The organism is Pseudomonas sp. AC112 (genome assembly GCF_979253545.1).
This window is the reverse complement of the sequence record NZ_CEEDCM010000001.1, coordinates 868,302-880,587: the sequence shown is the minus strand read 5'-3', so window position 1 is coordinate 880,587 and position 12,286 is coordinate 868,302. Positions and strand designations below refer to the sequence as shown.

The 12,286-nt window shown below is 58.7% G+C and carries 14 protein-coding genes; 11 read left to right on the top strand and 3 right to left on the bottom strand.

Translation table 11 applies throughout. The annotated features are described in order from the left end of the window. Nucleotides 1-38: 38 nt before the first annotated feature. From AC0IYN_RS04240 to AC0IYN_RS04190, 11 genes are all read left to right on the top strand, one after another. Entirely contained in the window at nt 39-1,040 is a 1,002-nt protein-coding gene (locus tag AC0IYN_RS04240) for a diguanylate cyclase (RefSeq protein WP_457239435.1), read from the top strand. A gap of 878 nt (nt 1,041-1,918) precedes the next feature. Continuing rightward, a protein-coding gene (prfB, locus tag AC0IYN_RS04235; RefSeq protein WP_099493714.1) for a peptide chain release factor 2 occupies nt 1,919-3,014 on the top strand; the annotation gives its coding sequence in 2 pieces (ribosomal slippage) (nt 1,919-1,990 and nt 1,992-3,014; 1,095 coding nt in all). A gap of 93 nt (nt 3,015-3,107) precedes the next feature. After that, entirely contained in the window at nt 3,108-4,607 is a 1,500-nt protein-coding gene (gene lysS / locus AC0IYN_RS04230; protein WP_406598382.1) for a lysine--tRNA ligase, read from the top strand. Nucleotides 4,608-4,713: 106 nt separating this feature from the next. Then, the gene (locus AC0IYN_RS04225; RefSeq protein ID WP_078047174.1) at nt 4,714-5,430 is read left to right on the top strand and encodes a TetR/AcrR family transcriptional regulator; all 717 of its coding nucleotides are present in this window, start codon (nt 4,714-4,716) and stop codon (nt 5,428-5,430) included. 16 nt (nt 5,431-5,446) lie between these two features. After that, nucleotides 5,447-5,995: a hypothetical protein gene (locus AC0IYN_RS04220; RefSeq protein ID WP_471840623.1), complete on the top strand. Its 549-nt coding sequence runs from the start codon at nt 5,447-5,449 to the stop codon at nt 5,993-5,995. A gap of 21 nt (nt 5,996-6,016) precedes the next feature. Next, on the top strand, nt 6,017-7,294 hold the full coding sequence (locus tag AC0IYN_RS04215; RefSeq protein WP_010212629.1) for a flavohemoglobin expression-modulating QEGLA motif protein: 1,278 nt from the start codon (nt 6,017-6,019) through the stop codon (nt 7,292-7,294). Nucleotides 7,295-7,448: 154 nt separating this feature from the next. Then, complete coding sequence (locus tag AC0IYN_RS04210) at nt 7,449-8,354, top strand: alpha/beta hydrolase (protein WP_406598380.1); 906 nt, start codon at nt 7,449-7,451, stop codon at nt 8,352-8,354. Next, on the top strand, nt 8,351-8,677 hold the full coding sequence (locus AC0IYN_RS04205) for a hypothetical protein (RefSeq protein ID WP_069022076.1): 327 nt from the start codon (nt 8,351-8,353) through the stop codon (nt 8,675-8,677). The genes AC0IYN_RS04210 and AC0IYN_RS04205 overlap by 4 nt, the downstream gene beginning before the upstream one ends. A gap of 155 nt (nt 8,678-8,832) precedes the next feature. After that, nucleotides 8,833-8,970 (top strand): hypothetical protein, encoded by a 138-nt coding sequence (locus AC0IYN_RS04200; RefSeq protein ID WP_406598379.1) that lies wholly within the window; start codon nt 8,833-8,835, stop codon nt 8,968-8,970. 216 nt (nt 8,971-9,186) lie between these two features. Next, nucleotides 9,187-9,663, top strand: a complete 477-nt coding sequence (locus AC0IYN_RS04195) for a hypothetical protein (protein WP_406598378.1) — start codon at nt 9,187-9,189, stop codon at nt 9,661-9,663. Nucleotides 9,664-9,834: 171 nt separating this feature from the next. Beyond that, nucleotides 9,835-10,194, top strand: coding sequence for a hypothetical protein (locus tag AC0IYN_RS04190; protein ID WP_406598377.1), 360 nt, complete (start codon nt 9,835-9,837; stop codon nt 10,192-10,194). Nucleotides 10,195-10,288: 94 nt separating this feature from the next. Here the strand turns inward: AC0IYN_RS04190 and lptF are convergent, their stop codons facing one another. The 3 genes from lptF to AC0IYN_RS04175 form a co-directional block, all read right to left on the bottom strand. Next, the gene (gene lptF / locus AC0IYN_RS04185) at nt 10,289-11,074 is read right to left on the bottom strand and encodes a lipotoxin F family OmpA-related lipoprotein LptF (RefSeq protein WP_406598376.1); all 786 of its coding nucleotides are present in this window, start codon (nt 11,072-11,074) and stop codon (nt 10,289-10,291) included. Nucleotides 11,075-11,129: 55 nt separating this feature from the next. After that, a complete protein-coding gene (locus tag AC0IYN_RS04180) occupies nt 11,130-11,540 on the bottom strand; it encodes a DUF4398 domain-containing protein (RefSeq protein WP_173390380.1) in 411 nt (136 codons plus the stop codon). 289 nt (nt 11,541-11,829) lie between these two features. Beyond that, nucleotides 11,830-12,174, bottom strand: a complete 345-nt coding sequence (locus AC0IYN_RS04175; protein ID WP_100491384.1) for a pilin assembly protein — start codon at nt 12,172-12,174, stop codon at nt 11,830-11,832. Nucleotides 12,175-12,286: the final 112 nt, after the last annotated feature.

Below are 12,286 nucleotides of genomic sequence, written 5' to 3'. Positions count from 1 at the left end.
CAGCACCGGCTTGCAGGCAGTAATTCAGGTGACTGCACATGAATGATTTACAGATCGACGACATCAAGACCGACGAAAACGCCGCCATGGTGTTGCTGGTCGACGACCAGGCCATGATCGGCGAAGCCGTGCGGCGTGGCCTGGCCCATGAAGAAAACATCGACTTCCATTTCTGCGCCGATCCCCACCAGGCCATCGCCCAGGCGATCCGTATCAAGCCGACTGTTATCCTGCAGGACCTGGTGATGCCTGGCCTTGACGGCCTGACCCTGGTACGCGAATACCGCAACCATCCGGCCACGCAGAACATTCCGATCATCGTGCTTTCCACCAAGGAAGACCCGCTGATCAAGAGCGCGGCGTTCTCGGCGGGGGCCAACGATTACTTGGTCAAGCTGCCGGACAACATCGAACTGGTGGCGCGTATCCGCTATCACTCGCGCTCCTACATGACCCTGTTGCAACGGGATGCGGCGTACCGCGCGCTGCGGGTCAGCCAGCAGCAATTGTTGGACACCAACCTGGTGCTGCAACGGTTGATGAACTCCGACGGCCTCACCGGGCTGTCTAACCGTCGCCACTTTGACGAATACCTGGAACTGGAATGGCGTCGTGCCATGCGTGACCAGACTCAGTTGTCGTTGTTGATGATTGATGTGGATTTCTTCAAGACCTACAACGATAGCTTTGGGCATGTCGAAGGTGACGAGGCGTTGCGCAAGGTGGCGGCGACCATCCGAGAGGCTAGCAGTCGGCCTTCGGATTTGCCGGCGCGCTACGGCGGTGAGGAGTTTGCACTGGTTCTGCCTAATACCTCGCCGGGCGGGGCGCGGTTGGTGGCTGAAAAGCTGCGGATGGCGGTGGCGGCGCTGAAAATTCCGCATAACGCGCCGACTGAGGGGGCCAGCCTTACTATTAGCATTGGGTTGTCGACTATGACGCCGGTGCAGGGGACGGATTGTCGGCAACTGATATTGGCGGCGGATAAGGGGTTGTATACGGCTAAGCACAATGGGCGGAATCAGGTGGGGATTGAGTAGGGCTTAGCGCTGCTGTGTACATATCCGTTGCTGCGGTCACGGCTGGTATTGGTTCCGCTCTTACAGCGGGTCACTTTTTGAAGAGCGCAAAAAGTAACCAAAAACGCTTCGCCCCAACACTCGGCACCTCGCCTAGGCTCGGTGTGCCCTCACTCCGGCTTGAATCCGTGGGCCGCCGTCATGGGCCATCCTTGGCCCAGGACGGCTAACCCGGCGTCCTGCCGGGTTACCCACGGATTCAAGCCTGCGTTCGGCCAGCGTGTTTAACGGGGCGCCTCAGATCAAGATCAAGAGCGACTCGCTTCGCATCGTAGATACGCGGTCCCTGTAGGAGCCGGCTTGCCGGCGAAAAACGTGAGATCGCCGCGTTTTGTCTGGTGCCCCGGCGTCATCGTTGAAGACCATCGCCGGCAAGCCGGCTCCTACAGGACCGCGTTTGCCTTTGCTCTACACCACTCAAGCCGGCTGTCAGGCCGCTGTGCTTTTGCTTTTGATTTTGATCTTAGGCGCCCCGTCAAACACGCTGGCCGGAATTCGACAGGGATTTGGGGGGTAAACCGGCAGGGATGCCGGTTTAGCCGCCCCGCGCCATGGATGGCGCGTGGCGGCGGCCCCCCAAATCACTGTCGGATTACGGGCACACCGAGCCTAGGCGAGGTGCCGAGTGTTGGGGCAAGAGCGTTTTGCTTACTTTTGCGCTCTTCAAAAGTGAGCCGCTGTAAGAGCGGAACCAATAGCAGCCGTGACCGCAGGAATGGATATGTCCCCCGTATAACCCAATCCAACTCCACGCCTTTTCGCCCAGCGGACTGCCGCTCCCCCCCATTTCCCGTTATACTCGCCGGCTTTCAAAAGTTCGCCAACGAGTGCTGCCCGCCATGGAAATCAACCCGATCCTTAACACCATCAAGGACCTGTCCGAGCGCTCCGAAACTATTCGGGGGTATCTTTGACTACGATCAAAAGCATGAGCGTCTGACCGAAGTCAATCGCGAGCTTGAAGATCCGAGTGTCTGGAACAAACCTGAATACGCCCAGGAACTGGGCCGCGAGCGCGCTGCGCTGGCGCAGATCGTCGATACCCTCGACGAACTGAACACCGGTCTGGCCGATTGCCGTGACCTGCTGGACATGGCCGTCGAAGAAAACGACGAAGGCGCAGTGGGCGATGTCGTCGCCGAGCTGGCCCGTCTCGAGGAAAACCTCGCCAAGCTTGAATTCCGCCGCATGTTCAGCCACGAAATGGACCCGAACAACGCCTACCTGGACATCCAGGCCGGTTCCGGCGGCACCGAGGCCCAGGACTGGGCCAACATCCTGCTGCGCATGTACCTGCGCTGGGCTGACAAGCGCGGTTTCGAAGCGACCATCATGGAACTGTCCGCCGGTGAAGTCGCCGGTATCAAGGGCGCGACCGTGCATATCAAGGGTGAATACGCCTTTGGCTGGTTGCGCACCGAGATCGGCGTGCACCGCCTGGTGCGCAAGAGCCCGTTCGACTCCGGCAACCGTCGCCACACCTCGTTCTCTGCGGTGTTTGTCTCGCCAGAGATCGACGACAAGGTCGAGATCGAGATCAACCCGGCCGACCTGCGTATCGACACCTACCGCTCCTCCGGTGCCGGTGGTCAGCACGTAAACACCACCGACTCGGCCGTACGTATCACCCACGTACCGACCAACACCGTGGTCAGCTGCCAGAACGAACGTTCCCAGCACGCCAACAAGGACACCGCCATGAAAATGCTGCGGGCCAAGTTGTACGAGCAGGAAATGCAGAAACGCAACGCCGCGTCCCAGGCGCTGGAAGACACCAAGTCGGATATCGGCTGGGGTCACCAGATCCGCTCTTATGTGCTCGATGCGTCGCGGATCAAGGATCTGCGCACTAACATCGAACGCAGCGACTGCGACAAGGTGCTCGACGGCGATATCGACGAATACCTGGAAGCCAGCCTGAAATCCGGCCTGTAATACGCTGACAAACCGCGATCCCTGTAGGAGCCGGTTTGCCGGCGATCCCCGGCCTTAGCCGGGGACAACGAACCCGATGGAATATTTAAAGACATGAGCGACCAACAACTCGACCAGGCCCTGCAACAGGAAGAAAACTCCCTGATCGCCCTGCGCAAGGAAAAGCTTGCTGCCGAGCGCGCCAAGGGCAATGCCTTCCCCAACGACTTCCGCCGCGAAAACTACTGCGATGCCTTGCAGAAGCAGTACGCGGACAAGACCAAGGAAGAGCTGGCAGAGGCTGCGATCCCGGTCAAGGTGGCAGGTCGCATCATGCTCAACCGTGGCTCGTTCATGGTGATCCAGGACATGACCGGTCGCATTCAGGTCTACGTCAACCGCAAGACCCTGTCCGAAGAAACCCTGGCCTCGGTGAAAACCTGGGACATGGGCGACATCATTGCCGCCGAAGGCACCCTGGCCCGTTCCGGCAAGGGCGACCTGTACGTCGAAATGACCAACGTGCGCCTGCTGACCAAATCCCTGCGCCCGCTGCCGGACAAGCACCACGGCCTGACCGACACCGAACAGCGCTATCGCCAGCGCTACGTTGACCTGATCGTCAACGAAGACGTGCGCCAGACCTTCCGCGTGCGTTCGCAAGTCATCGCCCACATCCGCAGCTTCCTGATGCAGCGTGACTTCCTGGAAGTGGAAACGCCGATGCTGCAAACCATCCCCGGTGGTGCCGCAGCCAAGCCGTTCGAAACCCACCACAATGCGTTGGACATGGAAATGTTCCTGCGTATCGCGCCGGAGCTGTACCTCAAGCGCCTGGTGGTTGGCGGCTTCGAGAAAGTGTTCGAGATCAACCGCAACTTCCGTAACGAAGGTGTTTCGACTCGTCACAACCCTGAATTCACCATGTTGGAGTTCTACCAGGCCTACGCCGACTACGAAGACAACATGGACCTCACCGAAGAACTGTTCCGCGAACTGGCGCAGTTGGTCCTGGGCAGCACTGATGTGCCGTACGGCGACAAGGTGTTCCACTTCGGCGAGCCATTCGTGCGCCTGTCGGTATTCGACTCGATCCTCAAGTACAACCCTGAGCTGACCGCCGACGACCTGAACGACATCGACAAGGCCCGTGCGATCGCCAAGAAAGCCGGTGCCAAGGTGCTGGGCTTCGAAGGCCTGGGCAAATTGCAGGTGATGATTTTCGAAGAGCTGGTCGAGCACAAGCTGGAGCAGCCGCACTTCATTACCCAATACCCGTTCGAAGTGTCGCCGCTGGCCCGTCGCAACGATGACAACCCGAACGTCACCGACCGCTTCGAGCTGTTCATCGGTGGCCGTGAAATCGCAAACGCTTATTCCGAGCTTAACGATGCGGAAGACCAGGCCGAGCGCTTCATGGCCCAGGTGGCTGACAAGGACGCCGGCGACGACGAAGCCATGCATTACGACGCTGACTTCGTGCGTGCCCTGGAATACGGCATGCCGCCAACCGCCGGTGAAGGGATCGGCATCGACCGCCTGGTGATGCTGCTGACCAACTCGCCGTCGATCCGCGACGTGATCTTGTTCCCGCACATGCGGCCACAAGCGTAACTGTAGCGAAATCCGAAGCCGCCTTTTATAAGGCGGCTTTTTTATGGGGCGTCTATAAGCGTCAAGCAAACAGCGCCAGGTTTTGATCTTTTCAAGGATGTGTGTCGTGAACCGCGTAATGGCTCAAGAAGGCGCCGCCGGCATTGCTGCTGCCGTGGCTGAAAGCGTCCAGTACCAGGGCCGCAAGGCCAGCCGTCGGGGCAGTGAGCAGCGCAGGCAAGACATTCTCGATGCGGCCATGCGCATTGTGGTGCGTGACGGCGTGCGGGCCGTGCGCCATCGCGCGGTGGCGGCGGAGGCGGGGGTGCCCTTGTCAGCCACTACCTACTATTTCAAGGACATCGATGACCTGCTCACCGATACCTTCGCCCAATACGTCGAGCGCAGCGCCGCCTTCATGGGCAAGCTGTGGGTGCGTAACGAGGGCCTGCTGCGTGAAATGGTCGCCTACGGTGATGGCAGCCCGCAGTCACGCTCGCAACTGGCCGATGACATCGCACGGCTGACCGCCGACTACGTGCAGCGCCAACTCACCAATCGTCGTGAACACCTGATGGCCGAGCAGGCGTTCCGCCAGGAAGCCTTGCTCAACCCACGCCTGGCGGAACTAGTGCGCTCCCACCAGCAGATTCTGTTGCAGGGCACGGGGCAGTTTTTCCAGGTGTTGGGCTCCCGTGAGCCACAGCAGGATGCCAAAGTGTTGACGGCGATAATCAGTCGGATGGAATATCAGGGCCTGCTGGGCGGCGCAGAGCCTTTGACCGGTGAAGAGATGCTTGAGATCCTCAAGCGTTACATGCATTTGGTGTTGGCCTCGGTCTGACACCGGGGGATGTCCAATGAAAACCTGGCGTAGGGTTGTAATCGCCTTGTCGTTCCTACTGCTCAGCGGTTGCCTGGTGACCTTCAAGGACCCGCTGCCGGCCCATGAAGCCGCACCGCCAGCCCTGCTGGGCCAGTGGTCGAGCAAGAACGCCTGGGGCGAGCCGCTCAACCTGCGAATCACGCGCGTCGGTGAACACCGCTACAAAGCCGTAAGCTACCCTACAGCCAAGCCGCAGCAGCGTGATGAGTACCTGTTCAGTGTGTCGCGCCATGGCGATCGCTGGTACCTGTCGGCGCCGTTGCCGGCCAAGCTGGGTGGGCATTTCATCCTCGCGGGGTTTGAAATCGACGAAAAGCACGAATTGGTGCTCTACAACCTCGACCTTGAGCAGATCCATCAAGCGATAGGCCAAAAGTCACTGCATGGCAGTACTGTGCAAACCGTCGAAGGCGCCGGTGTGCTGGTGGACAGCCCTCTGGACCAGGTGTTTGCGTACCTGGATGACCCGGCCAATGCCGATGTATTCGTGGAAGCCGTGCGCTACCGGCGCGCGGGCAAATAACGTTTAAAGGGGAAGCACCGGGTGGACGATTACCAGCAGACGATACGCACCTTGTCTGATCGCATTGTGCTGGCGCAAACACCGATTCGCGTCCTCGACGCCGTGAAGTGGGACGAAAACATCCGCCAGGGATTCCTCAAGGCCAAGGGCAAGGAAATGCCGGCGGTGAGCCGCGACTACTACCTCAATCGGCCACTGTCCTTCGACTCCAGCGCGGTGAAGCTGGAGTTCCAGAACATCGAGCGCGACATCACCCGCCGCCTCGGCCAGTTCAGCCCGGTGGGGCAGATCATGCGCCGCATGTGCAAGGAATACCGCATGGTGGTGCGCATGCTCGAAGCGCGCGGCACCGAGGATTTCGGCCTGATTTCCCAGGAGCTGTACGGCGCGGCCTCCGATGCGTTTCACGCCGGCGACCCGACCCTGGCCGACCTGGGGCTGATGCTGTCCGACTACCTGAACAACATCGATGGCCGTGGCGACTTGAAGGATGAGGCCAAGACCCTCACCGCCAAGGACGCCGTTGCCTTGCTGCAAACTCGCCTGAACAAGGTGTTCGGCGAGGCCGAAGAAACCATCCGCGTGTTCGAATCCGACGGTATCGTCGCCGACGCCGCGGCGGGTGCCGACTACATCAAGATCCGCGCCGACGCGATGTTCAACGACCGCGACGTCCGCGCCCTGGAAGTGCATGAGGGCCTGGTGCACGTGGGCACCACCCTCAATGGCCAGAACCAGCCGATCTGCACCTTCCTGTCCAAGGGCCCGCCGTCGTCCACCGTGACCCAGGAAGGCCTGGCGATCCTGATGGAGATCATCACCTTCGCCTCCTACCCGAGTCGCCTGCGCAAGCTGACCAACCGCACCCGCGCTATCCACATGGTGGAAGAGGGCGCCGACTTCTTGCAGGTGTTCGAGTTCTTCCGCGAGCAAGGCTTTGAGATGGCCGAAAGCTATGGCAACGCCAGTCGCGTATTCCGTGGCTCGGTGCCGACCGGTCTGCCGTTTACCAAGGATCTGTCCTACCTCAAGGGCTTTATCATGGTCTACAACTACATCCAGCTCGCCGTGCGCAAAGGCAAGCTGGAACAAGTGCCGTTGCTGTTCTGCGGCAAGACCACCCTGGAAGACATGCGCACCCTGCGCCAACTGGTCGATGAAGGCCTGGTGGTGCCGCCCAAGTACCTGCCCGAGCAGTTCCGCGACATGAACGCGCTGGCGGCGTGGATGTGCTTCTCCAACTTCCTCAACCACTTGAGCCTGGACCGGATCGAGGCGGATTACTCGAATATCCTGTAAACACCGCTCAACCCGTAGGAGCCGGCTTGCCGGCGATGGCATCACCTCGATACGGCATCGGACCGAGTCGCCCGCATCGCCGGCAAGCTGGCTCCTACAGGTTTTTTGGTGATCTTGAGATCGTTTGTTCCACTCAATTGCGAGGTTTCAACGGATGAGAATCCTCGGCATTCTTTGCCTGCTACTCACATTGAACGGCTGCAGCTCGCTGCTGTTTTACCCCGAGCCCGGCCTGCCATTCACGCCGGAAAAAGCCCACCTGCCCTATCGCGACGTCACCCTGACCACCGCCGATGGGGTGAAGCTGCATGCTTGGTGGTTGCCGGCCAAACCCGGTGTGCCGCTCAAGGGTACGGTGCTGCACCTGCATGGCAACGGCGGTAATCTGGCCTGGCACCTCGGTGGCAGTTGGTGGTTGCCTGAGCAAGGCTACCAAGTGTTGCTGCTGGACTATCGCGGTTATGGCTTGTCGGAAGGCAAGCCCTCGTTACCCGCGATCTATCAGGATGTAGAGGCGGCATTCAGCTGGATCGACAAGGCCCCTGAAACCCAAGGCCAGCCGCTGATCGTGCTGGGCCAAAGCTTGGGCGGTGCATTGGCGGTGCACTACCTGGCCGCTCACCCGGAACGCCAAGCCCAGCTCAAGGCGCTGGTGCTGGACGGCGTGCCTGCCAGTTATCGTGACGTAGGACAATTCGCCCTGAGCACCTCGTGGTTAACATGGCCGTTTCAGGTGCCGCTGTCCTGGCTGGTCCCGGACGCCGACAGTGCAATCCATGCCATGCCCCAGCTGACCGGTGTGCCGAAGCTGTTGTTCCACAGCCTGGATGACCCGATCGTGCCCGTGGCCAACGGCATCCGCCTGTACCAGGCCGCGCCGCCACCCAGGGTGTTGCAACTGACCCGAGGCGGGCATGTGCAGACCTTTGCCGACAAGACCTGGCAAACCGTGATGCTGCGCTACCTGGATGATCCGCAACACTTCAACGGTTTGCGTCGCCTGGGCGAAATTCCGAATTACCCCGTTCCTAACGTTGATTCATCAGAGAGCCCGCAATGAGCGAAGAACGCAACATGATCCCGCTGATCCTTACCGGCATCGGCACCATCATCGGTACCGTCGGTTGCCTGTGGTACTACGGCTACCTGCACTTTGCCAAGCCGGAAGATGCGTTGCTGCTCAGCGATTTCACCCTGCTCAAGACCGTGCCAGGCGAGGACTACAAGATCTCCCTGACCCCGGCTGCGCAAGTGGCACAGTGTGTCGACGGCGTGCTGGTGATGTTCGACACCGAGCAGAAAGGCCTGAGCGGTGTGCTGGTGAATAACAAGAAACAGGCGGTGCGGTGCATGGGGCAGGAGACACCACAACTCCAGCAGTGATCCGGGCGAATCGCGTCTGAAATATTTGGAACCGTTTTGCCTGACCGACCACTCAATGGCTCGTCAACGTTCGTGATGGGTCGTCGCGGACCGCCAGCCAGGGGAGAGTCATGGTCAAGTTGGGTGAGATAAGTGCGATAGACAGGTGGTTGGAAATGTCCAGGATGCAGGAGCTGGTTGAAGCACTTGGCGGGGGCGCCGCCGAGCGTGCGCACAAGGATCCGGAGGAGCAGGCCAAAGAGAAGCCTGGGTATGCAGGTGTCGAGACCGACAAGTCTCCGATCAAATTCTAAACGTGAAAAAACCCACCGCTTCTGGTGGGTTTTTTATTTCTGCCCAATTGATCCATCAGTACCAGTGAGAAAGCGGGTCGCGCCACTCCATCATTTATTACCAAGGTATACCGCACGGAACTGATAGGGGCGGGAGACCACTGCTATCGGTCAGGAGATTAAATCCGGCGCGTGGGAAATTACATTTGGAGGATAGCGATGAGATTGGACTCGTTGATGAACACGGCAGTCATGAACACCCTCACGACCATGTCCACGGCATGGAACGTTGTCACGGGACAGAGTATGGGCTGGAGCCGTGGCGGCAACACAAGCCATTACCCCAGTTATCAACCGAGCCAGCGGCCCAGGTATGCCGGCATTCAAGCGCCGAATCGCGGGATAGCCCAGCACATGGGGCGAGCACCTTGGCGTCAGCCGCTGGAATCGAAGCGGCCGCTTGCAGTCACCCATAACAACTACATCTTCAACATTCACTATGTGAGCGTCAGTGATGTGAAATCAGCTCAAGTGGGTGTGCATGTCAATAGCGGCCATGGCAGCATGAATAACGGCAATTTTGGTAACTACGGAAATAACGGTAACAGCGGGAGTCACAGTGGTTATACCAACCACGGAATAAACGGTCATCATCGAATCGCTGCGGGCGCCGGGCCCTCCCGTAATGGCCTGACGCAACGTAATCAGCCCTGAAGCAGTGGCGCACCCTTTCAAACGTTGACTTATTTTCTAGAATATTCGAAATGAACCGGTTGCCAATAACGCACCAATTAAGGGGGGTGATGTAATTCGGACTGAACAGTGCCGCTTATTATATTGCGAACGTGTAATCCATCAGCCTACTGGAATAGAGAGGGTGTCAAGATGACTCAGCTATTAGCCTCGCACTATGAATACCGCAATGCATTTTACTCACGTTATCCCGATGAACAGGCTTGGAGGCCTGCGGCCGAGCAACGTGTGTGGGGCAGCCGGTATGGCGGCGGTGATAACGGCAATCATGGTAACTATGGCAATAACGGAAATGGTGGCGCACATAGTCGCTATGAAAATCATGGGCAGAATGGAAATGAGATATATGGGCTGCGGGTGACTTCACCCCATCGTCACGGTAGCCATAGCAATTATGGTAACTATGGCAATAACGGTAACTCCGGGGGCTTTAGCAGTTACATTAATTCGGGGCAGAACGGCAATCGTACAGCAGGTTACTATACTAATTAAATCAGTTATAACGTGCTGAAGGGCTTTCGCCTGGCGTCAGACACAACGAAAAAGCCCCGCCTATCCAGGCGGGGCTTTTTTTTGCAGCAAACGATCAGTTAGCGACGGAAGACCGTGGCTTGACCGGTTGGTTGTCGTTGGAGATGGTCACTTCAACGCGGCGGTTCATGGCGCGGCCCGATACGCTACCGTTATCGGCAACCGGGTATTCCTTGCCATAACCCTGGGTCACGATGCGCGAAATGTCCACGCCTTGCTGAGCCAGTGCACGTTGCACGGAAGACGCGCGACGCTCGGACAGGCTCTGGTTGTAAGCGTCGGAACCGGTGCTGTCGGTGTAGCCTTCGACGATCACTTTACGGTCCGGGTTGTCGCGCAGGAACTGAGCCAGTTTGGTGATGTTCACCAGACCGCTGGATTTCAAGTCGGACTTGTTAGTGGCGAACAGCACGTCACCGAACGTTACCAGGGTACCGCGATCGGTCTGCTTGGCATTCAGGCTGTCTTGCAGTTGCTTGATCTGTGCATCACGGGCGTCCAGCAGGGCACGGGCACGTTCGTCGCCGGCATTTTTCAGCTTGGCTTCGGATTCGCGCAGCACGATGGTGTCTTTGGCCACTTCAACGCGCTGGTTGGTCAGGTAAGCCAACTGGTCGACTTTCTTCTCGTCTTCCTTGTCGCGGTAGGCCTTGTCAGCCTTGTCCAGCCATTCGCTGGCGTCCTTGGTTTCCAGTGCCGCCAGCTTGGTGGCTTGCGGGTTGGTCTGCAGGGCCGAGAAGTTGGTCCGTGCGTTTTCCAGGTTCGCGTTAGGCGGGGTGGAGCAGGCCGCCAGTGCAACGCTCATCGCCAGCAGGGCAGGGATCATCAATTGTTTACGCATAGTCGTGTCGTCCTTTCAATTCGATATCAGGTGCGATGCGGTCAAGGGGTGCGTCTTACTTCTGCTGGATAGCAGCCGGGCGCATGCCTTCCTTACGCAGCTCATCAACAGCCTTCTGGGAATCCTTCACAGCTTGTTCAGCCTTGGCGGCCTGGGATTTGCGCTCTGCGACGCGAGCGTCCCACTCGGCTTGTTCAGCCAGGCGGCGGGCTTCGTCGTAGTTCTTGTCGTGCATGGCAATCTCGGCTTGCTTGAGCTTGTCCTGGGCCGACTTCATTTCTACAGCCGCGTACTCGGTGCCGCCGGCGCTGACAGCGCTGTTCACTGCGGACTGGGTCACCGCGTACTGCTCGGTCGGCGGGTTACCGGCGCAACCTGCCAGAACGAAGCTGGTGCCGATTGCCAGCGCGGCCAATTTGAGCCCGCGCAGATGGTTAAACGAGGATTTGGCAGTGCTGGTCTTCATCGTCTTCAACTCCATTGGATAACTCCTGAAATACATCAAAATCCATGTCACTGGTCAGCGGTAGGGGCCTTGGCGGTAAAGCACAAATTGCCCTTTAAAACGACCGTTCCAAGTGATGGCTTACTGGCTGTGACCGGAGGCTTTTTTCAAAAGTTCAGAGAAGATGGCGATTTGCCTAAAAAAATATCTGACTGATTGGTCAGGGTGAAAAAGTTGGAACTTCTGCGTTGCGCAGCGGTACGCCTGGCCCGCGAAGGGCCCGGCGTACAAGGGTTTTGCTGGAGTGGCTTCAGTGTTTCTGTTCGTCGCTGCTGGCCGACATATCATGCAGATAGCGTCGCGACAGCGTCAAAAAGCGCGGGGTGGGGCCGACATCTTCATACAGCGGGTCCCCCTCTTCGTCGGTGGCGACCACCTGCTGGCCCTTGATGTAGGGAAAGCTGGCTTCCAGCTCTTCAAGGGCGGCGCCGATCAGCTCGCCGAGCAATTCTTCGGTTTGGCGCTTGGGGTACATTTCGGCAATGGCCGCCAGCCTCGCGGCAGACTCCACGTCCAAGTGGATGGCGTACTCGGTCTTGGTCAAGCGACCCTTGGCGTTCTCTTCCCAATGCTGGGCCAGTTCTCGGATTTTCATGGCAACCTCAATGGAGCCCGCGATGGCAGGCAGTGATGAGTGACCAGTCGCGTGTATGGATAAACACAGGCGACTCAGTGTTGAGACTAGCTGCAACTCACAAGGTTTAAAG